The organism is Metapseudomonas boanensis (assembly GCF_042232855.1).
Taxonomy (GTDB): domain Bacteria; phylum Pseudomonadota; class Gammaproteobacteria; order Pseudomonadales; family Pseudomonadaceae; genus Metapseudomonas; species Metapseudomonas boanensis.
Window position 1 is genome coordinate 5,534,670 of the sequence record NZ_CP113889.1, and the last position, 25,494, is coordinate 5,560,163.

Sequence of the window (25,494 nt, forward strand, 5' to 3'; positions counted from 1 at the left end):
CGATTCAGCCAGAAGCCCTTTCATTTCCTATGTACCCTAGAGCTGATACTACGACTCCAAGGGGTCTTTGTCTAATTTTTTATACTGCCATTCATCGATGCGTCGAGAGCGAGAGCCATCATCTCGGCAGGATTACACGCTCATTTACCAGGCACCACGTCAGCCGATGTCGCTTGGTCGCCCAAGGCAGAGTCCATCGACTCGCCGCCATTGAGTTTCGGCAAGAGGAAAAGCGTGGCCGCCATCGCCAGTACGTAGATCGAGGCGAGCATCATGATGGCCACCGAGAACGACAGGCTGTAAGCCACTGCCCCTACTACCAGCGGGCCGAGGCCGCCGAAGCCGCGACCAACATTGAATAGCACGTTCTGCGCCGTCGCCCGGGCTTGAGCGGGATAGAGGTCGGAGATCAGGGCGCCATAGCCGCCAATCATGCCGTTCACGAAGATCCCCATGACACCACCGACGACCAGCATCACCATCGGATCCGTGAGGTTGGCATACGTCAGCACCATGATCGCGGCGCCGGCCTGGTAGAGCAGGAAGATCTTCCAGCGACCGAAGCGATCGGCCATCTGCCCGAACAGCCAGATTCCGAAGGTCATCCCGATCACGGTCACGGCGGTCCAGGTGCCGGAGGCAGTCAGCGAGAAGCCAAACTGCTTGGAGAGGTAACTCGGCATCCAGATCATGATCCCGTAGTAGCCGAAGTTCTGCACCGAGGTCAGGACGATGACACCGAGACTGGCCTTGCCGGTAGCCCGATCCTTGAACAGCTCACGAAAACGCTCGCCGAAGGAGATCGGATTCGCTGCAGCCCGGACGAACTCCTCCGGCTCACCCATGGTGTGGCGGATCACGAAGGACACCAGCGCCGGCAGCAGGCCAACCAGGAACATGCCACGCCAACCAATGTGAGGAAGCAGCAGCGGTGTCAGCACTGCGGCCGCCAGGACGCCGGCCTGCCAACCCATGCCGACATAGGACGACACCCGGTTGCGCTTATGCGCTGGCCACGCCTCGGCCACCAACGCCATGCCGATGCCAAACTCACCACCCAGGCCGAAGCCCGCCAGCGTCCGGTAGATCAGCAAGTCCCAGTAGCCTTGCGCCACCGCGCACAGGCCCGTAAACACCGAGAACAGCAGAATGCTGACGCTCAGCATCTTGACCCGGCCATAACGGTCGCTGAGCTGGCCAAAGATCAGTCCACCAGCTACCGCACCAAGCAAGGTCCAGGTGACGAGGGAGCCCGCCTCCGAGGAGTTCAGACTCAGGCCAATCGTGATCGCCGGGAGCATGAAGCCCAGGATTAGCAGATCGAAGCCATCCATCGCATAACCGGTAACGCTGGCGATGAGTGCTTTCCGGGGCGATGCGTCGGCCTTAGGCCTTGCCTTGCTTTCGAAATCATCAGACATTTTTTGATCCTCTTGTTGTTGTATAATTTTTTAGACAACGCGCTGCGCAAGACACGCTCGGCTTCGGGAGCTTCTACGATGAGAAGACTGAACCATCTCTGGTTATGGCCCCCCCCGTTAGCGGACACACCGTATCCTACGAACACCTGTCTAAATTTTGATACTACCATTCGTCACTAAACCTACCGATCCGTCGCCGACCACCTCAGGTGGATAAGAAGCCGTGAATTCGCTAGATCGATTCGGCCCTACAGACTCATGACAGGATCGTTGAACATTACAGATGCCACTCTAGGTTGAGGGAGAGTGCATCTGTGTCCACTCCCGGCTTGCCATGATTACCGAACTTGTTTCTCCAGTACTCATAACCCGGCCCGATCCAGAAGACGTTTTTGCCAGCGCCGAGCATCTGCCCCACATCTAGCATGAGCGAAGTTCTCATCAGTTGCTCACGTGCAGTTTCCACGTTCTGATAATCCTCCCCTTTCTTTCCATTCAGATTGTAAAATCCCTGAAATTTCATAGAGGCACCATTTACATCAAACGGAATCCCCCACGTCATATTTAGTTGATAGTAGGGGTCAAACAGAATCTCCGTGTGATTTCCTGGACGCCCGCATACATCTAGCCCACAATGATTCCACTCACGGGCATAGTAAAGGCTAACATCGAAGAAACCTTTCGGCAGAGCAAACTTAACAGTTGGCCCAAGAACCAGCATCCTTTTATTTGGCGCAAATTCGCTATTTTTTGTATTGTAATCGAAGCCCGCGGTTAGAGCCATGTCTTTGACAGGGCCGAACGCCAATGGCTGATCAAATATACGACCGTAGTGTAATTGGTTGCGATACGTCAGATAAGCCTCCGTAGCCCCGGTACCGCCACCTTTGGCAGGGTCGTTGCTGTCCGACTTGAAGATATCCAAGTTGAAGAAATTCTGTCCGTACCTGTAGCTACTTACATGAGTAAGCTGCAGAATATTCTTTGTAATATCCTCCTTCTTCCCGGGCTCCGTGTAATGCTGGCTGTAGCGATACCCAATAAAGGTGTCACTCCAGGATGCCTTTTCAGCAGCCTGAACCGCCCCCCCAAAACCGATCAATAGCACCCCAAATTTAAATGAACGCAGAATATTCATATATACCTCTTAATTGTTGTTTTCAAGGCAAACGGGACCACGACAAGAAGTTCGAAACAAAAACTTCCACCATTATGGAGTTGCGGGATTGCTGAATACCTAAAGGAAAATGTTTTCTTCGAGAACCTCCTAATACTTTTTCATGCTTCTTTTAGAAAAAATCTTTCATGCGCGGAGTATTGACCGCACACTGTCTTCATGATTTTTTCGATCTAGACCCGAAGCGGGTCATGAACTATCAGCAGTGGGGCTGAATGGCTGAGGCTCACCACCATTGAGCCTCGGCAAGAGGAAAAGCGTGGCAGCCATCGCCAACACGTAGATCGAGGCAAGCATCATGATGGCCACCGAGAACGACAGGCTGTAAGCCACTGCCCCTACTACCAGCGGGCCGAGGCCGCCGAAGCCGCGACCAACATTGAATAGCACGTTCTGCGCCGTCGCCCGGGCTTGAGCGGGATAGAGGTCGGAGATCAGGGCGCCATAGCCGCCAATCATGCCGTTCACGAAGATCCCCATGACACCACCGACGACCAGCATCACCATCGGATCCGTGAGGTTGGCATACGTCAGCACCATGATCGCGGCGCCGGCCTGGTAGAGCAGGAAGATCTTCCAGCGACCGAAGCGATCGGCCATCTGCCCGAACAGCCAGATTCCGAAGGTCATCCCGATCACGGTCACGGCGGTCCAGGTGCCGGAGGCAGTCAGCGAGAAGCCAAACTGCTTGGAGAGGTAACTCGGCATCCAGATCATGATCCCGTAGTAGCCGAAGTTCTGCACCGAGGTCAGGACGATGACACCGAGACTGGCCTTGCCGGTAGCCCGATCCTTGAACAGCTCACGAAAACGCTCGCCGAAGGAGATCGGATTCGCTGCAGCCCGAACGAACTCCTCCGGCTCACCCATGGTGTGGCGGATCACGAAGGACACCAGCGCCGGCAGCAGGCCAACCAGGAACATGCCACGCCAACCAATGTGAGGAAGCAGCAGCGGCGTCAGCACTGCGGCCGCCAGGACGCCGGCCTGCCAACCCATGCCGACATAGGACGACACCCGGTTGCGCTTATGCGCTGGCCACGCCTCGGCCACCAACGCCATGCCGATGCCAAACTCACCACCCAGGCCGAAGCCCGCCAGCGTCCGGTAGATCAGCAAGTCCCAGTAGCCTTGCGCCACCGCGCACAGGCCCGTAAACACCGAGAACAGCAGGATGCTGACGCTCAGCATCTTGACCCGGCCATAACGGTCGCTGAGCTGGCCAAAGATCAGTCCACCAGCCACCGCACCAAGCAAGGTCCAGGTGACGAGGGAGCCCGCCTCCGAGGAGTTCAGACTCAGGCCAATCGTGATCGCCGGGAGCATGAAGCCCAGGATTAGCAGATCGAAGCCATCCATCGCATAACCGGTGACGCTGGCGATGAGCGCCTTGCGAGGCGACGCGGAACGGTCCCTCAGCAACTTTTCACTGGAATAGGACATAGACGCCTCCAAGGCTTCATCAAGAGCCATTGTGGGCAAGAAAGGCTTTTAAAGCCGGCCAGCACCGGAGCACACAAGTGGAGCGTAGGTAGGAATGTCGCATTGTGCCCTCTCTTGTATCATTTATTGGACGCATGCCATGAATTTGTCTAAATTTTTATACTGGTGAGCGCAGGACGTCAAGAGATTTCACGGCACCGGGCGTCGACCTCATAGACCGAGGCTTCGCCAGTGACATCAGGGCTGAAGGACGCCAAAATGGCCGCCATTCTCAACCGGCAAGGGGGCCCTTTGTGAGCCGTATCGACTACACAGCCATCGGCGAGAGGCTTAGGGCCTACAGGATCGGGCGTCAGCTCAATGCTGATCAGGTTGCGGAGAAGCTAGATATCTCAAGGGCCGCGGTCTACCGCCTTGAGCGTGGAACTATCGTAAAACTAGATACTCTCGAGCGGATGGCCGATTTGCTCAAGGTCCCAGTCAATAGCCTGCTGGGATCAGAAACCGAGTATTTCGAGAACGCCCTCGGTTACTTCGAGCGCATGCGTCAATTGGAAGCAAAGTCTTTCAAGGTCGTCTCTTACTTTGATCCATTTTCCTACCTACTGACGTCACCTCAATACTCCGAATATTTCGTCACGATGTTAGAGGAAGCCAAACCTCGGTATTTCTCTAAGAAAGATGAGGATATGCAGCAACAGATCCTCGATATTCTGGATGAGCGCAAGCAAACATTCTCTAAGCAAAATTTTGAAGTACACTCAATTATCAGCCTACGTCAAATTGAGCGCTTCCTGCACATTGGCTTGGTAGGAAAGCTGGACCTACCATCAAGTCTAAGGATGGAGCGTGCGCTTCAGGCAAGGCGCGAGGTGGAGTATCTAATCGATCGAATTGGCGAGGAAAACTCCAAGCTGAATATCTACCTGATCGATGAACTTCTCCCTAATATGACGTTCCAGATTTTCCACCAAAAAAGCGCTTGCTATGTTGCAGTCAGCCCCTATCGCTTGGGTGAACTACCAAATATCCATTGTGGCATTGCAAGCGTCACCGCCTCAGTTGAGGCAGTAGAAATGTACAAGAATATGGCTAATGAACTATTGGAACGTTCAGTTTCAGGAAAGCGAGCAAAGCAGCAACTTACAGCCCTGCTTGCGAAGCTTTGAATCAACCGGCTTTCATCTACACTTTTCACACACCGCGATTCAGGCCTATTGCTGCCCAAGTCTCACACCTTTCTAGACCGTGTGATACCGCCGGCGGCAAGCGAGCAACAAGCCCCCCGCTCAACGTTCAGTAGGCCCCTTCCACTCCATTAGCGCCTTCAACGCATCCATCTCACCAATTAGCTCACGCGCCTGCATGAGCTTTTTCATTGCCAGGCATCGATCCTCGTCTACCAACTCAGAAACGGATGCCTCCGCATCACGGAAGAAAGCCTGTATCCGCTTGATTTCATCCCACTGCTGAATCGCTGAGAGCAAGTCTGAGCGCGCATTACGCCGGGCCTCGACCTGTCGCCTGAGTTCTTGCTTCTCCTCAAGTCGGCGCAGCTCTTCCTGCCATTCCTGGCGCCGAATTCGTGCCCGCTCCTCACCCTCCTCCACCAAGCGAGCAATCACAGGGGCCGCATCTGTGAGTTGCTGGACGATCTCATCCAACTGGCCATGCAGCCGGCTCCCCTTGCTCTCCTTCCAACTGCGGCTCCAATCTGCATTGGGATAGGGGCAAAAAGCCCTTAGGCACAGGCGCCCGGTGGCGAAATCCATGCGCGTGGTCCAGTTAAGAGTCGGATGCAGTCGCCGCTGCTGCTGCGCTGGAATCTTGGAAACCGGAATGTACCCACGGTCGACATAGCGAGCTTCGAGTTCCTCGGTCATTTCGAACAGGGTCAGTCCGATGGCCACCGTTCCCACGAACACCACCGTGGGCTTGGAGGGTGACCACAGCGCAGGATAGCGATGCCGCGGCTTCCTGGGTGGATGCTCATGCTCATCTATCGGAGCCCGGGAATACACTCGATCACTTGGGGCAAACATGACGCGATGACCGGCGGCTTCGAGTTTGAGAAAGAGCTGATTTGCAACTTTCAGGGCCGTTTCGAGCTGTTGCTTGGTTACCACGATATCGACCAGGCGCTGCTTTCCTGGTTTGAGAAACCCCTGATCGATCACCCGTCCCTGTTCAAAGATTTCGTACGCTCCGACAACTGTTGGGTGCTGCTTGGAGCGCGAGACTCTTAGTTGCTCAGGATGAACTACCCGTGGACTCGGTGCCTTTGGAAGTGGCCGAGATATCGGTCCCAGGACATCGCCGCGGCGCCAAACCTGCAGATCACCCGGGCTTGCCTCAGGCAATGGTGGCTGAGGACTTGGTTTTCCATTCTCCAGTTTTGCCCAGTGCCCACGCGGTGGACGAGGTACATTCATTTGCGTGCACACACGCGCCATAAAGCTGGAGGAGACGCCGTGATGCTCAGCGATCTTGGTCATCGGGCGTTGCCAAACCTCTGCGTACAACTCCTCACGAGTGACCGGCCCGCCAGGGCTTGAATTTGGTTGTTCGAACACCTCTGCAGAAGACATACATCGATCCTTAAGCCCCGTTATGACCAGGCCCGCCAAGCCAACAGATGGCAAGTCGGCCCGAAACCGCCAGGGCACCAATTATCCAAGTGCCCCTGTTGTACCAAACCCTCCACGGCCCTCTCCACCGCGTTGTTTGCCCAATGGGTAGCAGCCAGCATCTGCACGTGGAACAGGGCAACGAGGAGAAGGACAGCCATGCCCGCAACAACCGAGCAACGCCCTGCCCGCTTGATCGCTTGCATGCCCCGAATACTTCGGGCCAATGCGGCACCAGCCTACCTCGGCATGTGCCGTACTGAGTTCAACAAGACTGTTCGCCCCTACGTCCGGGAATTCCGTATCGGGGTGCAGGGCATCGGCTTCGATCGAGAGGAACTGGACGCCTGGGCCGACACCTACATCGACCAGGCCAGCATTGAAAAGGAAGGTGCCACGGGACATGATCACCCCCGCAGCGAGCGCCAAGGAGAAAAACCATGGCGCAAAAAACCATTAGCGGCCTCTACCAAAGGAACGGGATCTGGCACATCGACAAGGTCTTCAGAGGTCAGCGAATTCAGGAAAGCACTGGATCAAGCGACAGGAAGGAGGCAGAGCAATACCTGATACACAAGCTGGAAAAGCTGCGCGAGCAGAAGATCTACGGCGTACGCAGGATCAGAACCTGGAGGGAAGCAGCCACTCGTTATCTGGTTGAGTACAAAGACCAACCCTCGATCGGACTTACTGCCATCTATCTGGAGCAGTTGGATCCGTATATCGGGGACACCCCTGTCACTCACATCGATGATGAAACGCTGGCCCCGTACATCAGGGATCGCCTGAAACCCAGCAAGACCAGCGACGGCAAGGTGAAACACGGGGTTTCCTACCGAACGGTGAACATCGCCCTGGAGCGTGTCATACGCATCCTCAATCTCTGCGCCAGGAAATGGCGTGATGAGCAGAAGCGTCCCTGGCTCGATGTAGTGCCGATGATCACCAAGCTGGAGGAAAAGAAAACCAGGCGGGCGCCCTATCCGCTGTCCTGGGAAGAGCAATCGATTCTCTTTGCCGAACTGCCTGATCACTTGCGCCGCATGGCCCTTTACAAGGTCAACAGTGGCTCACGCGAACAGGAAGTCGTGAAATTGCGCTGGGACTGGGAAATACAGGTTCCAGAGCTCAAGACCAGCGTCTTCCTCATACCTGCCGATTTTGGTGGCCGGCATGAGAGTTCGGGGGTCAAGAACGGCGACGAGCGTTTGGTGGTACTGAACACCGTGGCGAAATCTGTCATAGAGGGACAGCGTGGCCTGGACCCAGTTTGGGTGTTCCCTTATGGGATGCCCGACCAGAACGGGAAGGCAATGCCAGTACACCGGATGAACGACTCGGCCTGGAAGAAAGCCAGGGTACGGGCGGCAAAGAAATTCCAGGAGAAGTTTCTGCGCCCTGCTCCACCCGGATTCGCTTCGATTCGTATCCACGACTTGAAGCACACCTTCGGGCGCCGGCTTCGGGCGGCCGGGGTGACGGAAGAGGACCGGAAGGCTCTCTTGGGGCACAAGAACGGCAGCATCACCAGTCACTACTCGGCAGCAGAGCTGGGAAAACTGATTGATGAAGCCAACAAGATATCGGCTACCGACTCCCGCGGGCCGGTGCTGACGATACTGAGGAGGAAGGCAGGATGAAGAGTCCCGCAAAAGTCCCTGAAACGAAAAAGGCCAGTCGTTTCCGAACTGGCCTAAGTCGTTGAAGAATATGGTCGGGACGGAGTGATTCGAACACTCGACCCCTTGCACCCCATGCAAGTGCGCTACCAGGCTGCGCTACGCCCCGACATTTTAACCTTGCTCCCGGTCACCCGAAAGCGGAACGAACTATACAATAAGCTTTTGAATTGTGGAAGTTTTTTTTCAGGAGGGGCGCTTATTTGCGCAAGACCAGGAGAACATCCTCTAGCTCGGTGATCATCTGCCGGATCAACTGCTTGTACTGGGTAGAGTCGTCCTTCGCTTCATCGCCGGTGAGGCGCTGGCGTGCCCCGCCGATGGTAAAGCCCTGATCATAGAGCAGCGCCCGGATCTGCCGAATCATCAGCACATCCTGGCGCTGGTAATAACGCCTGTTCCCTCGCCGCTTGACTGGGTTGAGTTGAGGAAACTCCTGCTCCCAGTAGCGCAGCACGTGGGGCTTGACCGCGCAGAGTTCACTGACCTCACCAATAGTGAAGTAGCGCTTGCCTGGAATGGGCGGTAACTCGTCGTTATGACTTGGTTCCAGCATAAGCTTCGACCCTGGCTTTGAGTTTCTGCCCTGGACGGAAAGTGACCACACGGCGAGCCGTGATTGGGATTTCCTCTCCTGTCTTCGGATTTCGTCCAGGGCGCTGACGCTTATCGCGCAAGTCGAAATTGCCGAATCCGGACAACTTCACCTGTTCGTTATGCTCCAGCGCCTGACGGATTTCCTCGAAGAACAGCTCCACCAATTCCTTGGCTTCCCGTTTATTCAGGCCAAGCTCTTCATAAAGACGTTCAGCCATCTCAGCTTTCGTCAGAGCCCCCATACGCTACTTCCTTAACGTGGCATTGAACCTGTCTTCCAGCGAGGTGACGATGTTTTGCGTTGTGTTATTCACCTCATCGTCAGTAAGAGTGCGCGATGGATGCTGCCAGGTCAAGCCGACGGCCAAGCTTTTTCTATGCGGATCAATGCCTTTACCGTGATAGACGTCAAATAGCCTGAGGTCTGTCAGCCACTCACCCGCCCCTTCGCGGATCGTGTTGAGGACAGCCTCGGCGGCTACTTCACGATCCACCAGCAAGGCCAGGTCGCGGCGCACCTCAGGGAAGCGCGACAGTTCGCTGAACTTCGGAAGCCGCCCTTGCATCACCTCAGCCTGCACCAGCTCGAACAAATAGACGGGCTGGTCGATATCCAAGGCCTTGGCAAGCTCCGGATGGAGGGCACCGAGGTAGCCCACAAGACGGCCGTCGCGCTCGACGCGAGCTGTCTGGCCCGGATGCAATGCAGCGTGCTCACCCGGAACGAAGTCAAAACATTCAAGTGCGCCAGCGGCGCCCAGCAGAGCCTCGACATCAGCCTTCACGTCATAGAAGTCCACGCCATCGCGACCATGGGCCCAGCCTTCAGGTAGGCGCGAGCCGCAGACCACGCCAGCAAGCATGACCTCCTGCTTCAGCCCTTCCAGCTGACCGACGAAGCGAAGACCGCTTTCGAACATACGCACACGGGACTGCTGGCGGTTGAGGTTGTGCTGCAGCGCCTTGACCAGGCCCGGCCATAGGGACGAGCGCATCGCCGACATATCAACGGAGATAGGGTTGGCCAAGGTGAGCGGCTTGACGCCGGGGCTGAACAGCTCGAACAACTTGGGATCGATGAAGCTGTAGGTGATGGCTTCCTGGTAGCCGCGCGCGACCAGCAAGCGGCGCAGCGCAGGCAGCTCGACGGCGGACTCGGCATTCGCCTTGGGCGCTAGGCGGGCCTGGGGATAGCGAACCGGCAGGCGATTGTAGCCATAGAGGCGACCCAGCTCCTCGATCAGGTCGACTTCAAGGCTGATGTCGAAGCGGTGACTGGGCACGCCTACGAGCCACTGACCAACACCTTGCGCTGTGACCGTGAGGTCCAAGGCGGTAAGCAGGCGCTCGACTTCAGCCGCGTCCATCTCCATGCCCAGCATCTGCGCGATGCGCTCGGCACGCAGCGTGACAGGTGCAACGCTGGGCAGACTCGCTTCACTCACGCTCTCGATGATGGGGCCAGCTTCGCCGCCAACGATTTCCAGCAGCAAGGCGGTGGCACGTTCCATGGCTTCGCGAGCCAACTGCCAATCCACGCCACGCTCGAAGCGGTGGGAGGAGTCGGTATGCAGGCCATAGGAGCGGGCCTTACCGGCAACTGCGATGGTGTCGAAGAACGCACTTTCCAGGAACAGGTCACGGGTTTTTGCGCTGACACCGCTGTGTTCGCCACCCATGACGCCAGCAATTGCCAGGGCGCGCTGATGGTCGGCGATCACCAGGGTATCGGCACGCAGACTGACTTCCTGGCCGTCCAGCAAGACGAGCTTCTCGCCCTCCTCAGCCATGCGCACACGGATGCCGCCGTTGATTTCGGCGAGATCGAACGCGTGCATCGGCTGGCCGAGCTCGAGCATTACGTAGTTCGTGATGTCGACCGCTGCGTCGATGCTGCGCACATCGGCGCGACGGAGACGCTCGACCATCCACAGCGGCGTCGGCTTGGACAGGTCTACATTGCGAATGACTCGACCAAGATAGCGCGGGCACGCAGCCGGCGCAGTCACTTCGACAGGGCGAACCTCGTCATGACTGGGTGCGACGGCATCGATTTTCAGGCGGGAAACAGGGGTGGCATAGAGCGCACCGACTTCTCGGGCCAGGCCGGAGAGACTCAAGCAATCGCCGCGGTTGGGAGTCAGACCCAGCTCGATGATCACGTCATCGAGGCCCAGATAAGCGCGAATGTCCTGACCTACCGGCGCGTCGGCCGCCAGCTCCATAAGGCCATCGTGGTCGTCGCTGATCTGCAGCTCGGAAGCTGAGCACAGCATGCCGTTGGACTCGACCCCGCGGAGCTTCGCCTTCTTGATCTTGAAATCACCGGGCAACTCGGCGCCGATCATTGCAAACGGAATCTTCAAGCCAGGGCGCACGTTGGGTGCACCACACACTACCTGGAACGATTCCGCACCATTGCTGACCTGGCAGACGCGCAGTTTGTCGGCGTCGGGATGCTGCTCCATGCTGAGCACCTCACCCACTACCACGCCGCTGAACACGCCAGCGACCGGCGTAACGCTGTCCACTTCGAGGCCAGCCATCGACAAACGAGCAACCAGCTCGTCGCGGGAAACCTGCGGGCTTACCCAGCTCCGCAGCCATTGTTCACTGAATTTCATCCTGCTCTCCTAAGGGATTCGTTTCTGACGTGACGACCTAGCGGAATTGCGCGAGGAAGCGCAGGTCGTTGTCGAAGAACAGGCGCAAATCGTTGACGCCATAACGCAGCATGGCCAAGCGTTCCACGCCCATCCCGAAGGCGAAGCCCTGGTATTTCTCCGGATCGATGCCGGACATGCGCAGTACGTTCGGGTGCACCATGCCGCAGCCCATCACTTCCAGCCAGCCGGTCTGCTTGCACACGCGGCAGCCTTTGCCGCTGCACATCACGCACGACATGTCGACTTCGGCGGATGGCTCGGTGAAGGGGAAGAAGGATGGACGGAAGCGCACGCCAAGGTCCTTTTCGAAAAAGACGCGCAGGAACTCTTCGATGGTGCCCTTGAGGTCGGCGAAACTGATGCCCTCGTCGACCAGCAGGCCTTCGACCTGATGGAACATCGGCGAGTGGGTGATATCGGAGTCGCAGCGATAGACGCGGCCTGGACAGACGATGCGGATCGGGGGCTGCTGCGACTCCATGGTGCGTACCTGGACCGGCGAGGTATGGGTGCGCAGCAACATGTTCGCATTGAAATAGAAGGTATCGTGCATTGCCCGGGCTGGGTGATGGCCGGGAATGTTGAGCGCTTCGAAGTTGTGGTAGTCGTCTTCGACTTCCGGGCCCTCGGCGATGCCGTAACCAATACGGGTGAAGAACTGCTCCACACGCTCCAACGTGCGCGTGACCGGATGCAAGCCACCCGAGGATTGGCCTCGACCGGGCAGGGTCACATCAATGCGCTCTGCCGCGAGCTTGGCGCTAAGTGCTGCCTGCTCAAGCGACTCTTTGCGGCTGTTCAAGGCATCCTGAACGCGCTCCTTGGCCGCATTAATCAAGGCGCCGACTTTCGGACGCTCTTCGGCCGGCAGGTCGCCCAAGGTCTTCATCACCTGGGTCAACTCGCCCTTCTTGCCAAGGTAGTGAACGCGAATCTGCTCCAGGGCATTCACGTCTTCAGCTTGTTGCACGGCCTCAAGCGCTTGCGAGACCAGCGCATCCAGATTTTCCATGTACAGACTCCAGATACGAAATAGGGGAAGAGCGCAAGGCCCTTCCCCTATCGGTGACGTTCAGCACCGGGCGAACCCGGGATTGTCGGGGACTTAAGCCAGGACGGCCTTAGCTTTCTCGACAATCGCAGCAAACGCCGCTTTTTCGTTCACTGCCAGGTCGGCCAGAACCTTACGGTCGATCTCGATGGCAGCTTTTTTCAGGCCAGCGATCAGGCGGCTGTAGGACAGACCGTTCTGACGAGCACCAGCGTTGATACGAGCGATCCACAGAGCGCGGAACTGACGCTTCTTCTGACGGCGGTCGCGGTAGGCATATTGGCCAGCCTTGATTACCGCCTGCTTGGCAACACGGAACACGCGCGAGCGAGCACCGTAGTAGCCTTTGGCGAGTTTCAGAATCTTTTTGTGACGCTTGCGAGCGATGACGCCGCGCTTAACACGAGCCATGAGTAATTTCCTCTAGAATCTTGACCGATTAACGAACGCGCAGCATGCGCTCCACTTTTGCAACGTCGGACGGGTGCACCAGGGTGCTACCACGCAGCTGACGCTTACGCTTGGTGGTCATCTTGGTCAGGATGTGGCTCTTGAAAGCGTGCTTGTGCTTGAAGCCGGAAGCAGTTTTCAGAAAACGCTTCGCAGCACCACTCTTGGTTTTCATCTTTGGCATGTTCGGATACTCCGCATTCAGTCAATACACATAACCGCAAGGCCTGCCAGTGCCCTGGGGGTTATTTTCGCTTTTTGGGGGCGATGACCATCATCAGCTGGCGTCCTTCCAGCTTAGGATGCTGTTCAACGGTGCCGTATTCGGCAAGGTCAGCTTCGACCCGCTTCAACAGCTCCATGCCCAGCTCCTGGTGGGCCATCTCACGACCGCGGAATCGCAAGGATACCTTGGCCTTGTCCCCGTCACTTAGGAAACGTACCAGGTTGCGTAGTTTTACCTGGTAATCCCCTTCTTCCGTCCCTGGACGAAACTTGATTTCTTTTACCTGAATCTGCTTCTGGTTCTTCTTCGCGGCCGCAACCTGCTTCTTCTTCTCGAAGATATGCTTGCCGTAATCCATGATCCGGCAGACAGGCGGTACGGCATCGGCGGAGATTTCCACCAGATCCAGCTTTGCTTCTTCAGCGACACGCAGCGCTTCATCAATCGAGACGATGCCAATCTGCTCGCCGTCAGCACCAATTAACCGAACCTCGCGTGCCGAGATATTCTCGTTGATCGGGGCTTTCGGTGCAGTTCGTTTGTCCTGTCTCATTTCACGCTTAATAGTGATTACTCCAATTCTTGGCGACCACGCCGGGAAACCGCTTGCGCGAGCGACACCGCGAACTGGTCCAAGGGCATGGACCCAAGATCAATGCCTTCACGGGTGCGCACTGCAACGGATCGTGTCTCAACCTCCCGATCTCCGATAACCAAGAGATAGGGAACCTTGAGCAAGGTATGCTCGCGGATTTTAAAGCCGATCTTTTCGTTTCTCAAGTCGGACTTGGCACGAAACCCGCTTTGATTCAGGGTTTTTTCCACTTCCAGGGCAAAATCGGCCTGCTTGTCGGTGATATTCATCACCACCGCCTGGGTTGGCGCCAGCCATGCCGGGAACGCCCCGGCGTAGTTCTCGATCAGCATGCCGATAAAGCGCTCGAAGGAGCCAAGAATTGCACGATGCAGCATCACAGGGCGCTTGCGGCTGTTGTCTTCCGCGATATAGGCGGCATCCAGACGCTCCGGCAGGTTCGGATCGTACTGCAGGGTACCGCACTGCCAGTTACGGCCCAGGCAATCTTTCAGGGTGAACTCAATCTTCGGTCCATAGAATGCACCCTCGCCCGGCTGATATTCCCAAGCAAGACCGGACTCATTCAGCGCATCGGCCAAGGCGCTTTCAGCACGATCCCAAAGCTCGTCGGAACCCACCCGCTTAACCGGACGAGTCGACAGCTTCATCGAAATATCAGTGAAGCCGAAGTCGCCATACACCTGCAGGGTCAGCTTGATGAAATCGGCAGCCTCCTGCTTGACCTGATCTTCGGTACAGAAGATGTGGGCGTCATCCTGAGTGAATCCACGCACGCGCATGATGCCGTGCAGAGCACCGGACGGCTCGTTGCGATGACAGGCGCCGAACTCAGCCAGGCGCAGCGGCAGGTCGCGGTAGGACTTGAGCCCCTGATTGAAGATCTGCACGTGGCACGGGCAGTTCATGGGCTTCACCGCGTAATCGCGATTCTCGGACGAGGTAGTGAACATGTTCTCGGCATAATTCGACCAATGCCCGGACTTTTCCCAGAGAATACGATCGACCACCTGTGGAGTGCGCACCTCGACGTAGCCATTCTCGCGCTGCACCTGGCGCATGTACTGCTCCAGCACCTGATACACGGTCCAACCGCTCGGATGCCAGAACACCATGCCCGGCGCCTCTTCCTGCAGGTGGAACAGATCCAACTGCTTGCCGATGCGCCGGTGATCACGCTTCTCAGCCTCCTCAATACGCTGAACGTAAGCAGCCAGCTGCTTCTTATCCGCCCAGGCAGTACCGTAGATCCGCTGCAGTTGTTCGTTCTTGGAGTCGCCGCGCCAGTAAGCACCGGAGATCTTGGTCAGCTTGAAGGCCTTGAGGAAACGAGTATTAGGCACGTGCGGACCACGACACATGTCCACATATTCCTCATGGAAATACAGCCCCATGGCCGGCTCATCCGGCATGTCATCGACCAGGCGCAACTTGTATTCCTCGCCGCGATCCTTGAACACCTCAATGACCTCGGCACGAGGCGTCATTTTCTTGATGACGTCGTAATCCTTCTCGATCAGCTCCTGCATGCGCTTCTCGATCGCAGCCATGTCTTCAGGCGTAAAGGGACGCTCGTAGGAGATGTCGTAATAAAAGCCCTCTTCAATAACAGGGCCGATCACCATCTTGGCAGTCGGATAGAGCTGCTTGACCGCATGACCAATCAGGTGAGCGCAGGAGTGGCGAATGATCTCCAACCCCTCCTCATCCTTGGGCGTGATGATCTGCAGCACGGCATCCGTATCGATCAGATCACAAGCATCAACCAGCTTGCCATTGACTTTGCCAGCCAATGTGGCCTTGGCCAGCCCCGCACCGATGGACTGGGCCACCTCAAGCACGGAAACGGACTTATCGAACACACGCTGACTGCCGTCGGGAAGAGTAATGATGGGCATGGCGCCTCCTCTCCTAGTGGTGACCTCTACCAAAGGCCACATGGGTTGGGATGAGCCAGTAAGCGATCCGGAGGTATACCCGCCATACAGTGGCAGGAGCCCTTGAGGCCAACCAGAACCGAACCAGAGTCACTGGAGGTAATAAGGATGCGGGATGCTTCCAGAAAGCCACGCCCCTGACAAGCGCCCAATAAAAAAGGGTCACATGAGTGACCTTTTTATCGAATTTGATAGGCACAATTGGACTCGAACCAACGACCCCTACCATGTCAAGGTGACTGCCGGAAGCACCTAAATGCTTGATACCAAAGGAAAAATGGTAATTCTAAGGCACCACGAAAGCACGCAGTCTACCACAATAGAATCAATAACTTAGCGTTGTATTTTCATACAGTAGTCGGCCTGCCCACGAGACATCACTCCGATACCCCCTGGCAGATGCCACCACCTCCTCTTCAAAACCCATCTGCTGCTGGTCGACGTTTACCCCGAGTCAAGCCCCGAATCTAACAGGCTCGAGCGCAGGGCAAATGCATCCCTTCTCATCTCCTCATAACGAGGATCAGCCCGCCAGTAAGCTTGGAATCGCCATGTACTTCTGGTTGACCTCAGCCCCTGCCGATCTTGAAAGCGACCAAACAATCAAAAGGGATCCGATCAACCGCTCGCTTCTGCCTTATAAGCTGCTGCGAGCACCATGCAACGGGCATTTTCCGAATTACAAGGCGGATTTCCTCTGTGCTGCCCTGCAAATGCCGGAGCGCTATTCACAGATTCGACCGCGCGAACAACGTGACCATCTGCGCCGCATTCTTGCCCCCACGCTCACCTTCACGTAACCGAACTGCCCCTAGATCACATAGATGCTCGACCTTCGCCTGCCCCCCAGGCTTCTGTTCGCGGCCGACACCGCCGAATCATAGTTGCGACTCATGAGGACCGATCTTTCCGCATGCGCTCGCCTCGCAAGTAGGCGACCCAGTACACGCCGGCTACTAACAAAGTGCCACCAACTACATTGCCCGCGGTCACCGCGAGAATGTTCTTACCGACCCCGGCGATCGACACCTCGTCTTGTGCATCCACTGCGAGCCCGAACGGCAGAAAGAACCAGTTCGCGATTGAATGCTCGAAGCCGATGGCCACGAAGGCAGTGATGGGGAAGAGGATTGCCAGGATCTTGTCGGTCACACTACGCGCGCCTATCGCCAACCACACGGCCAGGCAGACAAGCGCGTTGCACAGAATCCCCCGCACGAAGGCCTCACCCAAGGGAAGATTCGCTTTGGCACGTGCGATGTGCACCACCGTCTCCCCTACAGCCCCGTTGCTTAAACTGGCAATGTCGGCCCACACGACAAACAGAACCGTTCCCAGGCAACCAATCACATTACCAACGTAGGCGAGAAGCCAGTTCCGCATAACCTCACGGGTGCCGATCAGGCGGCTGGCCCAGGCCATCGCGATGAGGTTGTTACCAGTGAACAACTCGGCGCCAGCCACCACCACAAGAATCAATCCGAGACAGAAACTCAAGCCGCCAAGTAAACGCGTGGGGCCGAAGCCAAGGCTGGACTCCGTAACCACAACACTGAACAGCAGTGCACCAAGCGAAATGAAGGCCCCAGCAAGTACCGCCAGAACGAGCAATGTGAGGGGATCCGTGCGCGCCTTCGCAACCCCAAGGCGCTCAACCTTCCGAGCAATTTCGTGCGGCGGGTACGCGTCGCTCAGGTAAGGTTCTTTATCCATAGAGCTTGAGCTCACTAACGTTCCGACTGAGCGTCCGAAGGGGCGCGGAGCAACCCAAAGGTCGACTCAACCGGTTGCTTGGCAGCAGCCTGGGCAAGCCTGCTGAGCGGGATACTTTTTCTGCGAATGCCCCCGAATGATTTCTCTTACGAGAATAGCCGCTTGATAGAGCACCTCTCCTTCTATTCGCGCACGTAACGTCAACTTTTCAGCAAGCTCTACATTTTCGCGCAAGCATTGATAGCGTCTCGCCATCGCGTTGGTGTGGGCAGGAGGGCTACGCATCGGATGCGAGCTTCTCGCCCCACCGAAGGCACGTAGCTCAATTGGATAGAGCTACCTGAGCGTAGCAATTCGGGGCGAAAGCATTGGGCCCCACCTTAGCTAGACGACGGATTCCCCAGGAGGATCAATAGGTTAGCTACCAGCTTTGACACTGAGAGCTGTGAAGGAAGGGATTTGGAGGTAGTGAAACCAGCCGCTCACATTGCCCCGTATGAACGAGACCTGTAACTTGTGAAAGTTTTCCAGGGGGAAAAAAGGGAACCCCTCGGATTCCCCCCCTCTGCCGCCCGCGCAATGCGGCGCTTCGATAGCACGCGGTCAACCCCAGAGGAATTAATAGCTTAGCGTTGGATTTTTATTCAGTAGTCGGCCTGAAATCACCGTTCAGAACTCCAACCACAGTACCCTTCCGCGACATTTGCTTACGATATCCACCGGGGTCTAAAGGGGCGCCCAAGGCTCGCAAACCGGGGATGCCAGGGGGCGACAGTTGCCAGCCCCGCCACTCCGATGGCAGGCACTGACCTTCCATTCTATGATGGCACAATGACAGGACGCGCACCGGGCAGGATGCCTCTTCCCACCTCTCACCCGCGCTCCGTGGCCTCGAGGACGCGACGTGAACAAGTACTGGATGCTGGCCCTTTTTCTTGCTGCAGCGGCGGGCTGGTATTACCAGCATCAGAATGCCCCTGGCCCCGCCTCCACTCCACAGGTCCAACCCAGCCCCCATCAGGAGCCCAGGACGGTCAGCCTGCCCGAAAAGCCCCAGCTCGGTGTATCGAGTAACTGGATCATCCGCAGCACCAGTCGGGACACTGGAATCACCGCCGCCGGCCAGATCTTCACGCCGCCGACAGAGGCACCGACACTTATCCGGCTGGGCTTCCAATTCCATCAGTACAACCGTAATGGACTTCAATCCGATGTCAGGTTCCAGGTCATCCTTGCGGAATGGCAGGTTGACCACCCCTCCCCGGTTGAGCTCTGGGCCAGCGAAATTCGCACGCTGCCCCGCATCGCGGAAACGTACAAATACAGCTGGCAGGACTTCGACGTTCCGCCAATCAAGCTGGCCGCCGACAGGGAATACATCGCCTGGGTAACCCTAAGCGATCTGGGCAATCCGCCGGACACCGCGGTCGGAATCCCCGACATGGGGCCGACTTACAGGACGTCCCCAGTCACCGATCCCAACGCCACGCCCATCCACAATTACGAGCGTGGGCGCTCTGCGTTCTTTCGTGAAGCGAACCCGGGCGGAATCCGGGATCACATGACCGGATACCCATGGGAGGTGCGCGACTCAGGCCGGAACATCGCCTTTCGAATGCTGTTTGCAGAAACCCCCTGACTAACACCATCTAAAGGGAGCATTACATGCATCCAAGCTTCTTCCTCGCGGCCTTCCTGGCGCTTGCAGTGTCCGGTTGCGACCAGTTTCTCGGGCAGAGCCAGCCTAATTGGGCCTTGGTCAACAAGCCCAGGATCCAGTCGGCCATCAGCGATACCATCAAGCAGCGCAACCCTTATCCAGCTGAACTGGACAACGACTACAAGAGCCAGCTACGGGAATATGAACGAACCAACCAGCAGATTTCCGAGCTGAAACGCGGCGGTATGCAACGGTGCATGAACCTGCACACTCGTGAGCCGAACAAGAGCGAGCGGCTCGCTCCCCCCGCCCCCATTTCCATGTACGGCATTCCCATGGGGACCGACCGGCCCACCGCCGAAGTAAAAGCCTGCATCGAGGGCGTCGAGAAGGACCAGTTGATCCTCGACCTGAAGGCCAAGGCAGCGGTGTTCAACGAGTTGCAGCAGCGGCGCCGCGAACACGACGTACAGGTACAGAAGATCATGGATAAAACCATCGATTTGGCCATCGAGAGCTATGCCCGCGCCAACGGCTTCAACCTGATCGTCACCAACGAGTCGAGTATCGCCTACAACCAAAGCCAGCAGGTGCTAGACATCACCAGCGGTATAATCAAACAGATCCAGAACCCGCCACCGGCCCAGTGATTCCACTTAGGCCGCCTCTTGCGGGGGGGGAACGGGCAATTTTCACGCGTCTCCCCGCATCAAGACTGCGCTTCTTCAGTCGATTTCGCCTTCCCGGATCTTCGCTCAGAGACTTTCCGTATAGAGCCTAGAGACCTTTCAGCGCCTCAATCAGGCCGACCTTACCGGCAGCGCACTCCTTGTAAAGTCCCACCCACTCGCTATCCAGGAGCAGCAGCTCGCCCATGTCCCGCTGCGCCGGTAACCGCGAAGCTGCCCTGACCCAGCAGAACCGCGAACTGGCCGTCCGCGGCGCCGGCATCAGCGCCATCAGAATGCACCTCCGCATCGACAACCGCCGGATCCAGCGCATTGCTGAGCAGTAGAGCATCACCATCGGCAAGGCCTACAGCAACCAGCCTCGCCATCTCGGCAATAAAGCCCGCCAGGCCGTATCCGATGCCGGCCGCCGGCGACGCGAGAAGCTGGCAATTAAGATCGGCGCACTCGCTGCTCGCGGCCTGACCATCGCCGAGATGGTTGCCGAGGCCGAATGCAGCAAGCCCACCGTCCTGCGGGTTCTCGATGAGTTCAACATCGAGCGTGGCACACGCATGGCGATGGAAGCCTGATCATGGCCAAGGACCAGCAGCAACGCTCTGCCGAAACGGCAGAAAGACGCAAAGAGCTCGAAGAGAAGGAGTTGCGCCATCGGGTGCGGCCCAGCACCAGGGCGAAGCTGGAGGAGCTGATGGCCTGGCACGGCATCACCGAGATCAGCAAAGCGGTCCAGTTACTGATCATGAATACCCACGCACTAGGGCCAGCAGGCTCGGCTTCAGCCCTCGCTGTCCCGCGCCACAATTTCACGACCAGCGAAAACGTGGCGCTGGAACTTTACGCAGAAGGCACGCGGATCGCCGGCAAGCGGGACCGAGAAGACGCATAAAGGGCAGGCATCAACCGTCGTCACGGCCCTCGCACTTCACCTCTTTCTTGTATTCGTCACGCTTTGCTTCGACTTTTACCCGGCACGGACCGTCCCAGTACTCGTCCTTCCATTCACCCCGGGCCCAGGTCCTGCCACGCCCATCCGGGCATTTAACTTCCAGCTTGTAGTCGCCCTTGTCAGAGACCTCTTTGACGCGACACGGGCCGTCCCGGTACTCGTCTTCCCACTTGTCATCGCGATCACCCGCGACAGCCAAGCCAGCAACGGAAGCGAACATCAGAAACGCGCCCACGAAAGGCTTTATGCCCATCACACACCCTCAACAACAAGCCTCGATTAAAGCCCCGCATCAGCTGAGGGGCGCCAGATATCCCTAAGACACTGGCGCGATCGCTTTTGCTCAACGGCGGCTACGCGGCTTGTCGTAAGGTCGCCCGCCCCATCTCACCGACCCGCCAGCCGCACAAGCGGCATGGCACCGTTCGACATGGAGAAAGCATGACCACATACGGATCCGTGCGCAGCGGCATAGAAGCCGCCAGCGTGGCCTGGCACCCGCTGGGGTGGCATGCCAAGTGGTTCGCCGAGATCGAGCCCTTCCGTTCCGCCGTCCTCGCCTACCGCTGGCCGGATGCCCCAACCTGGACGACATGACCAAGATCGCCCGCCAGGTGCTGGTGGGCAGTATTCCGGCGCCGGATGTCCTAGTCGGCGGCACGCCCTGCCAAGCCTTCAGCGTGGCCGGCATGCACGAAGGCCTGGCCGACCCGCGCGGCGCCCTTACCATCAAGTACGCGGAGTTCGCAGATGCAGCTGACCTTGTTAGAGCCAGAGCGGATAAGCCCCCCCATCATCGTCTGGGAGAACGTCCCCGGCGTCCTCTCCGACAAAGGCAACTCGTTCGGCTGCTTCCTCGGTGCCCTGGTGGGCGAATCCGATGCGCTCCAGCCGGCAGGGGGCAAATGGGCGTACGCTGGTTGTGCGTATGGAACCACGCGAACAGCCGCATGGCGGATGCTGGATGCCCAACATTTCGGCCTGGCCAAACGACGCCGCCGTGTGTTCGTTGTCGCAAGTGCTCGAGCAGGATCGATGCTGCAGCGGTACTTTTTGAGTTTGAAGGCCCTCGCCGGGATAGACCGCCGAGACGGCCGGCGGAGCAGGCACTTCATCCCACTCTCACGGCTCAGGGAGACGGCGCTCTCGATGACCGAGAGGCATATGTACTGAACGCCGAAGGGGTCAGACGCACGAGACCTCGCGAGTGGGAGCGCTGCCAAGGCCTCCCTGACGACTACACCCTGATCCCCTGGCGCAGAAAGCCTACGGAGGAATGCCCGGACGGCCCGCGCCACAAGCGTTATTGGCAACAGCAAGGCTATTCCAGCGGTGCGTTGGATTGGCCGGCGGATCCAGCGGCAACTCGACTGCTAGTCGCCGGCGTCAAGCCCTCTACTGCCGCCTCCTGTCAACGAATGCTCGTAGTGCTCTTTGAAAGTCTCTGCGGCCACAATCGCAGCGCTTTGGAGCTCCCAATAGTCGAGCCGCACATCTTCGTCACTGAGATCGGGCCCAGAGCTGAGAAAATCCCCAACTGCGTTGAACGTTTTGGCAGCCTCGCGTGCGAGTTGCTCAGCTTTCTGCCAGTAGTTTTCACCCGCCATACTCGGTCCTCCGGGAATTGGGCTCAAAGAGTTAGGCACAGCAGAGTGCAGTGCGCCACCCTCCCCGGCCTCTCTGGTCGGAGAGGTCGTCGCGCACACTACTCCGAACACATCCTGGCGTGCTCGTCGGCCCAACGGTGAAGTACGTCTTCCGGGATGCAGTGAGGCGATTCCACTCGCGCCTTGAGCTTCTCAGCGAATGAGATCGCCGATGCTTGATCCTTGAACGACACTGCCATCCCGCAGGCTTCCACTTGCCATACATCTCGTCCTTGGTCTGTGAGTCGCTGAACCGTTATGTCCATGGACATCCTTCCAAGTGAAAGGCCAATCAGCCTCATGAGCACCACCAAACGGCGGGCAAAAAAAAGCCAACCACTCGGGCTGGCCAACCAACAAAGTATAAGCGCCCTTAAGCACTGGGGTGCTGTGTCGCAGGATCAGGCTAGGCCTGAAATGTGACCGTTTGTGACGCCACTCGCGCCCTGGTGATCACCAGAACGCAGATAATGAATCGGGTGATCTATGCGCACGCCTCCAAGTGCCCGATCTGCTGCACCGCCGAGTCCGGCGCCGATCTGGTCGCAGCCGGCGCCGGGGGGGATTTCGATGCCGCTCAGCATTACCTGGGTTTTTCCTGCATTGGCAGGTTCACCGGCGCCGGCGGCCAGGTGAAGGCCACACCACCTGGAAAAAGTTGCAACTGGACACTGGGTGGCTTGTTCCAGATGCACGAACTGGAAGTGATTACCGAGGACGGCGAGCGCCACCCGCTCTTCGAACCTGCGTCTCCGACCGAAGCGCAGGCACACCAGAAGACCAAGTCATGACCCGAATCATCCTCTGCCGGAGCTCAGGGCGCCCGGCCCCTTGCGGCTGCCTCCGCTGCATCGCCGCTCCACCCAAGTTCTGATCCATCCCTTACTCCCCACAGCTTGGCGTTACTGCCAGGGAGGGCAAACCATGACCGAACGAGCACCACGCCTTGGTGGACTTCCAGCAGCACCAGCAACAGCTTTGGGTTGTCCTGGAAGAGAATCACGAGAAGTGACTGGCCGCGAAAACCCAGTTACTCGCTGAACGTGAGGCGCTGATAGCCAGGTTCGTGAATGCCACATGTGCAGAAAGCGTAGGACCGCGAATGCGAAAGGCAGTCGAGGCAGCCCTCGCCACCCACCGCGAACAGCACTGCCCTGCCCGACCAGCATCCTTGCCCGATGCACTCGGTCGGGAGGGCAGCGAGGGATCAGTGAAGCACAGCGCTGCTTAACCGGCACTGCAGCACATTGCCCCATCCCCACACGTCAACCGGAACACCCCTCGCGCGCTGCGCTGGGCGGCGAGGTATTGTCTATGGCACGAGTGATTGCCCAGATGACCGTTCAGTTGCCGTGCCTCATGGAGATCGGCGAATACAGGAAGCTGCGCTATGCCGGCAGGAAGCCCAGCCTGCAGCAACTCACGAAATGGGTCGAGGACGGAACCGTGGTCGGCGAGACCAAAGGCGATATGTACTTTGTAGACCTGCAGACTGAGCTAACCGGATCCAGTGATCCCCTGCTGGCCAAGATGCTGGAGTTTGGCTGACGGCTCCGCACCGCAAACGCACCAGCAAAAACCGCAGCCTGCCGGACAACCTGTACCCTAACGGGGAAGTACTGGCAGTCCCGCAACCCCACCCCAGGCAAGAAGACCAGCATCAACAAGCTCGCCCGGGCGGCCAACGCCAAATTGGCCCCACTCATGGCTGAGGACGGCACCCTGCTTGCCTTGCTGACTGGCGAGAAGACCCCAACTGTCGATCACCTGCTGGGCCGGTTCGAAGAGGAAGGCTGCCGCCCCGCAGCTATTCCGAGCGCACCCTGCCGGAAATCAAGTTCAAGCTGGCCAGGTACCGGGCCGACGTCGGGACGCGAATGGTTGGCCAACTGGACGTGCTGGCCGTGGCCGAGTACCTGGACCAGTTCGCAACAACGCCTACACGAAGCACCGGGGCCTGATGGTGCAGGTGTTCGCCGTCGCCAAGGGCCTGGCTGAGCGCAACGTCGCAGAGCTGACCCTGGTGAAGGTCGAGGCCGAGAAGAAACGCCAACGCCATACCAAGGAAGGTCTGCACGCCATCCTGACCTATGAGTGGACTCCGGAGTGGCTGCGGCGGGGAATCCGGCTTGCACTGGTGAGCCTGCAGCGGAGGGAGGACATCGCGACCCGAGAGAAGGCCGCGGTCGACCTGGAGAAGAACACCATCCGCGTCTCCCCGGGCAAAACCCAGAACTATGACTACCCGGTGCATCTGGAGATCGTCATGAGTGAAGCGCTGCGCGCCGTCGTAAAGGAGAGCCTGGCCTCGCCGGTCGTCTGCCCCTACCTGATCCACTACTCGCCCAAGGCCCGTAAGCGGGAGCAGCTGGACGTGAAGCGGCACCGGAACGCAGTGACCGAGGATTAACTGCCGAAGGCCTTCAGCAAGGCGCGGGACGATTCAGAAGCCTATAAGGCGATGCCGAAGGACGAGCGACCAACCTTTCACGAGATCCGGGCGCTGGATGCCTGGCTGTATGAGCAGCAGTGCTGTCTGCAGGAATACATCCAGGCGCTGATGGGCCATGCTGACGTGAGGATGACTGAGCACTATCAGGCCGGTCACGAAGGGAAGGAGGTGCAATACCTGACGGTGGGCGCAGACCTGAAGCTCTAGGCTCGATAGTCATTTTCCCAAAATTTTCCCAAAACAAAAAAGGCGACCCTTTCGGATCGCCTTCTAAGCCCCGCGTGACGCGGGTTCGATTTGGTAGGCACAATTGGACTCGAACCAACGACCCCCACCATGTCAAGGTGGTGCTCTAACCAACTGAGCTATGTGCCTTCGATGGGTGCGCATTCTACGGACTTACTTTTCTCTGTCAACACCTTTTTTCGCTAACTCTCTGAAAAAGTGGATTTTTTACTGTTCACCGCTCCGTTAAATATTTTGCACAGAGACTAGCCGACCCGACTCAACTCAGGT

The 25,494-nt window shown here is 57.8% G+C and carries 26 protein-coding genes, 2 tRNA genes and 1 pseudogene; 12 read left to right on the forward strand and 17 right to left on the reverse strand.

All coding sequences use genetic code 11. From position 1 onward, the window contains the following. Positions 1-140 precede the first annotated feature (140 nt). From OXH74_RS25625 to OXH74_RS25635, 3 genes are all read right to left on the reverse strand, one after another. A complete protein-coding gene (locus tag OXH74_RS25625) occupies positions 141-1,421 on the reverse strand; it encodes an MFS transporter (RefSeq protein ID WP_375739447.1) in 1,281 nt (426 codons plus the stop codon). 277 nt (positions 1,422-1,698) lie between these two features. Continuing rightward, positions 1,699-2,559, reverse strand: a complete 861-nt coding sequence (locus OXH74_RS25630; protein WP_375739448.1) for a hypothetical protein — start codon at positions 2,557-2,559, stop codon at positions 1,699-1,701. 228 nt (positions 2,560-2,787) lie between these two features. Further along, positions 2,788-4,041: an MFS transporter gene (locus tag OXH74_RS25635; RefSeq protein ID WP_375739449.1), complete on the reverse strand. Its 1,254-nt coding sequence runs from the start codon at positions 4,039-4,041 to the stop codon at positions 2,788-2,790. Between the two features lie 293 nt (positions 4,042-4,334). Here OXH74_RS25635 and OXH74_RS25640 point away from each other — a divergent pair, with 293 nt between their 5' ends. Then, positions 4,335-5,210, forward strand: coding sequence for a helix-turn-helix domain-containing protein (locus OXH74_RS25640; RefSeq protein ID WP_375739450.1), 876 nt, complete (start codon positions 4,335-4,337; stop codon positions 5,208-5,210). 120 nt (positions 5,211-5,330) lie between these two features. Here the strand turns inward: OXH74_RS25640 and OXH74_RS25645 are convergent, their stop codons facing one another. After that, positions 5,331-6,629, reverse strand: a complete 1,299-nt coding sequence (locus OXH74_RS25645) for a hypothetical protein (RefSeq protein ID WP_375739451.1) — start codon at positions 6,627-6,629, stop codon at positions 5,331-5,333. Between the two features lie 479 nt (positions 6,630-7,108). On the opposite strand from OXH74_RS25645, the gene OXH74_RS25650 reads away from it, so the two are divergent. Further along, positions 7,109-8,308, forward strand: a complete 1,200-nt coding sequence (locus OXH74_RS25650) for a tyrosine-type recombinase/integrase (protein WP_375739452.1) — start codon at positions 7,109-7,111, stop codon at positions 8,306-8,308. Between the two features lie 71 nt (positions 8,309-8,379). Here OXH74_RS25650 and OXH74_RS25655 read toward each other — a convergent pair. The 9 genes from OXH74_RS25655 to thrS all read right to left on the reverse strand — a co-directional run bounded on the left by OXH74_RS25655 (position 8,380) and on the right by thrS (position 15,830). Then, a tRNA-Pro gene (locus OXH74_RS25655) sits at positions 8,380-8,456 on the reverse strand. Between the two features lie 90 nt (positions 8,457-8,546). Then, on the reverse strand, positions 8,547-8,903 hold the full coding sequence (locus OXH74_RS25660; RefSeq protein WP_215373669.1) for a MerR family transcriptional regulator: 357 nt from the start codon (positions 8,901-8,903) through the stop codon (positions 8,547-8,549). After that, the gene (ihfA, locus tag OXH74_RS25665; RefSeq protein ID WP_003282572.1) at positions 8,884-9,186 is read right to left on the reverse strand and encodes an integration host factor subunit alpha; all 303 of its coding nucleotides are present in this window, start codon (positions 9,184-9,186) and stop codon (positions 8,884-8,886) included. The genes OXH74_RS25660 and ihfA overlap by 20 nt, the downstream gene beginning before the upstream one ends. A 3-nt stretch (positions 9,187-9,189) precedes the next feature. After that, positions 9,190-11,568, reverse strand: a complete 2,379-nt coding sequence (gene pheT / locus OXH74_RS25670) for a phenylalanine--tRNA ligase subunit beta (protein ID WP_375739453.1) — start codon at positions 11,566-11,568, stop codon at positions 9,190-9,192. A gap of 37 nt (positions 11,569-11,605) precedes the next feature. Beyond that, positions 11,606-12,622 (reverse strand): phenylalanine--tRNA ligase subunit alpha, encoded by a 1,017-nt coding sequence (gene pheS / locus OXH74_RS25675; protein WP_215373674.1) that lies wholly within the window; start codon positions 12,620-12,622, stop codon positions 11,606-11,608. Between the two features lie 93 nt (positions 12,623-12,715). Beyond that, positions 12,716-13,072 (reverse strand): 50S ribosomal protein L20, encoded by a 357-nt coding sequence (rplT, locus tag OXH74_RS25680; RefSeq protein ID WP_215373677.1) that lies wholly within the window; start codon positions 13,070-13,072, stop codon positions 12,716-12,718. A 28-nt stretch (positions 13,073-13,100) separates the two neighbouring features. Further along, on the reverse strand, positions 13,101-13,295 hold the full coding sequence (gene rpmI / locus OXH74_RS25685; RefSeq protein ID WP_215373679.1) for a 50S ribosomal protein L35: 195 nt from the start codon (positions 13,293-13,295) through the stop codon (positions 13,101-13,103). A 61-nt stretch (positions 13,296-13,356) separates the two neighbouring features. Continuing rightward, positions 13,357-13,908, reverse strand: coding sequence for a translation initiation factor IF-3 (infC, locus tag OXH74_RS25690; RefSeq protein WP_215373853.1), 552 nt, complete (start codon positions 13,906-13,908; stop codon positions 13,357-13,359). Then, a complete protein-coding gene (gene thrS / locus OXH74_RS25695; RefSeq protein ID WP_375739454.1) occupies positions 13,908-15,830 on the reverse strand; it encodes a threonine--tRNA ligase in 1,923 nt (640 codons plus the stop codon). Before thrS ends, infC begins: the two co-directional genes overlap by 1 nt. Before the next feature lie 590 nt (positions 15,831-16,420). Here thrS and OXH74_RS25700 point away from each other — a divergent pair. Continuing rightward, the gene (locus OXH74_RS25700; RefSeq protein WP_375739455.1) at positions 16,421-16,669 is read left to right on the forward strand and encodes a hypothetical protein; all 249 of its coding nucleotides are present in this window, start codon (positions 16,421-16,423) and stop codon (positions 16,667-16,669) included. 91 nt (positions 16,670-16,760) lie between these two features. Here the strand turns inward: OXH74_RS25700 and OXH74_RS25705 are convergent, their stop codons facing one another. Continuing rightward, a complete protein-coding gene (locus OXH74_RS25705) occupies positions 16,761-17,582 on the reverse strand; it encodes a formate/nitrite transporter family protein (RefSeq protein ID WP_375739456.1) in 822 nt (273 codons plus the stop codon). Between the two features lie 904 nt (positions 17,583-18,486). Between OXH74_RS25705 and OXH74_RS25710 the strand changes: the two genes are divergently transcribed. From OXH74_RS25710 to OXH74_RS25725, 4 genes are all read left to right on the forward strand, one after another. Next, the gene (locus OXH74_RS25710) at positions 18,487-19,221 is read left to right on the forward strand and encodes a hypothetical protein (RefSeq protein ID WP_375739457.1); all 735 of its coding nucleotides are present in this window, start codon (positions 18,487-18,489) and stop codon (positions 19,219-19,221) included. Positions 19,222-19,247: 26 nt separating this feature from the next. Continuing rightward, the gene (locus tag OXH74_RS25715; protein WP_375739458.1) at positions 19,248-19,892 is read left to right on the forward strand and encodes a hypothetical protein; all 645 of its coding nucleotides are present in this window, start codon (positions 19,248-19,250) and stop codon (positions 19,890-19,892) included. 224 nt (positions 19,893-20,116) lie between these two features. Beyond that, the gene (locus OXH74_RS25720; RefSeq protein WP_375739459.1) at positions 20,117-20,257 is read left to right on the forward strand and encodes a hypothetical protein; all 141 of its coding nucleotides are present in this window, start codon (positions 20,117-20,119) and stop codon (positions 20,255-20,257) included. A 248-nt stretch (positions 20,258-20,505) separates the two neighbouring features. Then, the gene (locus OXH74_RS25725) at positions 20,506-20,820 is read left to right on the forward strand and encodes a hypothetical protein (RefSeq protein ID WP_375739460.1); all 315 of its coding nucleotides are present in this window, start codon (positions 20,506-20,508) and stop codon (positions 20,818-20,820) included. 10 nt (positions 20,821-20,830) lie between these two features. Here the strand turns inward: OXH74_RS25725 and OXH74_RS25730 are convergent, their stop codons facing one another. Beyond that, on the reverse strand, positions 20,831-21,133 hold the full coding sequence (locus OXH74_RS25730) for a hypothetical protein (protein WP_375739461.1): 303 nt from the start codon (positions 21,131-21,133) through the stop codon (positions 20,831-20,833). A gap of 188 nt (positions 21,134-21,321) precedes the next feature. Between OXH74_RS25730 and OXH74_RS25735 the strand changes: the two are divergent. After that, positions 21,322-21,974: pseudogene (locus OXH74_RS25735) on the forward strand (DNA cytosine methyltransferase); the annotation flags it as partial. Positions 21,975-22,253: 279 nt separating this feature from the next. On the opposite strand, the gene OXH74_RS25740 reads toward OXH74_RS25735, so the two are convergent. Then, positions 22,254-22,487 (reverse strand): hypothetical protein, encoded by a 234-nt coding sequence (locus OXH74_RS25740; RefSeq protein WP_215373692.1) that lies wholly within the window; start codon positions 22,485-22,487, stop codon positions 22,254-22,256. Between the two features lie 509 nt (positions 22,488-22,996). Between OXH74_RS25740 and OXH74_RS25745 the strand changes: the two genes are divergently transcribed. The 4 genes from OXH74_RS25745 to OXH74_RS25760 all read left to right on the forward strand — a co-directional run bounded on the left by OXH74_RS25745 (position 22,997) and on the right by OXH74_RS25760 (position 25,185). Then, positions 22,997-23,317 carry a VVA0879 family protein gene (locus tag OXH74_RS25745; protein ID WP_375739462.1) on the forward strand — a complete coding sequence of 107 codons (321 nt, stop codon included), beginning with the start codon at positions 22,997-22,999 and terminating at the stop codon, positions 23,315-23,317. Positions 23,318-23,840: 523 nt separating this feature from the next. Then, on the forward strand, positions 23,841-24,074 hold the full coding sequence (locus OXH74_RS25750; RefSeq protein WP_375739463.1) for a hypothetical protein: 234 nt from the start codon (positions 23,841-23,843) through the stop codon (positions 24,072-24,074). 412 nt (positions 24,075-24,486) lie between these two features. Next, entirely contained in the window at positions 24,487-24,936 is a 450-nt protein-coding gene (locus OXH74_RS25755; protein WP_375739464.1) for a hypothetical protein, read from the forward strand. A 51-nt stretch (positions 24,937-24,987) separates the two neighbouring features. Next, entirely contained in the window at positions 24,988-25,185 is a 198-nt protein-coding gene (locus tag OXH74_RS25760) for a tyrosine-type recombinase/integrase (protein ID WP_375739465.1), read from the forward strand. A 91-nt stretch (positions 25,186-25,276) separates the two neighbouring features. On the opposite strand, the gene OXH74_RS25765 is transcribed toward OXH74_RS25760, so the two are convergent. Then, positions 25,277-25,353, reverse strand: a tRNA-Val gene (locus OXH74_RS25765). Between the last annotated feature and the right edge of the window lie 141 nt (positions 25,354-25,494).

Excerpts from the sequence above, each read along its gene's own strand:
- OXH74_RS25625 (WP_375739447.1), bottom strand. The coding sequence starts at position 1,421 with ATGTCTGATGATTTCGAAAGCAAGGCAAGGCCTAAGGCCGACGCATCG.
- OXH74_RS25630 (WP_375739448.1), bottom strand. The coding sequence starts at position 2,559 with ATGAATATTCTGCGTTCATTTAAATTTGGGGTGCTATTGATCGGTTTT.
- OXH74_RS25635 (WP_375739449.1), bottom strand. The coding sequence starts at position 4,041 with ATGTCCTATTCCAGTGAAAAGTTGCTGAGGGACCGTTCCGCGTCGCCT.
- OXH74_RS25645 (WP_375739451.1), bottom strand. The coding sequence starts at position 6,629 with ATGTCTTCTGCAGAGGTGTTCGAACAACCAAATTCAAGCCCTGGCGGG.
- OXH74_RS25650 (WP_375739452.1), top strand. The coding sequence starts at position 7,109 with ATGGCGCAAAAAACCATTAGCGGCCTCTACCAAAGGAACGGGATCTGG.
- OXH74_RS25660 (WP_215373669.1), bottom strand. The coding sequence starts at position 8,903 with ATGCTGGAACCAAGTCATAACGACGAGTTACCGCCCATTCCAGGCAAG.
- ihfA (WP_003282572.1), bottom strand. The coding sequence starts at position 9,186 with ATGGGGGCTCTGACGAAAGCTGAGATGGCTGAACGTCTTTATGAAGAG.
- pheT (WP_375739453.1), bottom strand. The coding sequence starts at position 11,568 with ATGAAATTCAGTGAACAATGGCTGCGGAGCTGGGTAAGCCCGCAGGTT.
- pheS (WP_215373674.1), bottom strand. The coding sequence starts at position 12,622 with ATGGAAAATCTGGATGCGCTGGTCTCGCAAGCGCTTGAGGCCGTGCAA.
- rplT (WP_215373677.1), bottom strand. The coding sequence starts at position 13,072 with ATGGCTCGTGTTAAGCGCGGCGTCATCGCTCGCAAGCGTCACAAAAAG.
- rpmI (WP_215373679.1), bottom strand. The coding sequence starts at position 13,295 with ATGCCAAAGATGAAAACCAAGAGTGGTGCTGCGAAGCGTTTTCTGAAA.
- thrS (WP_375739454.1), bottom strand. The coding sequence starts at position 15,830 with ATGCCCATCATTACTCTTCCCGACGGCAGTCAGCGTGTGTTCGATAAG.
- OXH74_RS25700 (WP_375739455.1), top strand. The coding sequence starts at position 16,421 with ATGTACTTCTGGTTGACCTCAGCCCCTGCCGATCTTGAAAGCGACCAA.
- OXH74_RS25705 (WP_375739456.1), bottom strand. The coding sequence starts at position 17,582 with ATGGATAAAGAACCTTACCTGAGCGACGCGTACCCGCCGCACGAAATT.
- OXH74_RS25715 (WP_375739458.1), top strand. The coding sequence starts at position 19,248 with ATGCATCCAAGCTTCTTCCTCGCGGCCTTCCTGGCGCTTGCAGTGTCC.
- OXH74_RS25720 (WP_375739459.1), top strand. The coding sequence starts at position 20,117 with ATGTCCCGCTGCGCCGGTAACCGCGAAGCTGCCCTGACCCAGCAGAAC.
- OXH74_RS25725 (WP_375739460.1), top strand. The coding sequence starts at position 20,506 with ATGGCCAAGGACCAGCAGCAACGCTCTGCCGAAACGGCAGAAAGACGC.
- OXH74_RS25730 (WP_375739461.1), bottom strand. The coding sequence starts at position 21,133 with ATGGGCATAAAGCCTTTCGTGGGCGCGTTTCTGATGTTCGCTTCCGTT.
- OXH74_RS25740 (WP_215373692.1), bottom strand. The coding sequence starts at position 22,487 with ATGGCGGGTGAAAACTACTGGCAGAAAGCTGAGCAACTCGCACGCGAG.
- OXH74_RS25745 (WP_375739462.1), top strand. The coding sequence starts at position 22,997 with ATGAATCGGGTGATCTATGCGCACGCCTCCAAGTGCCCGATCTGCTGC.
- OXH74_RS25750 (WP_375739463.1), top strand. The coding sequence starts at position 23,841 with ATGGCACGAGTGATTGCCCAGATGACCGTTCAGTTGCCGTGCCTCATG.
- OXH74_RS25755 (WP_375739464.1), top strand. The coding sequence starts at position 24,487 with ATGGTGCAGGTGTTCGCCGTCGCCAAGGGCCTGGCTGAGCGCAACGTC.
- OXH74_RS25760 (WP_375739465.1), top strand. The coding sequence starts at position 24,988 with ATGCCGAAGGACGAGCGACCAACCTTTCACGAGATCCGGGCGCTGGAT.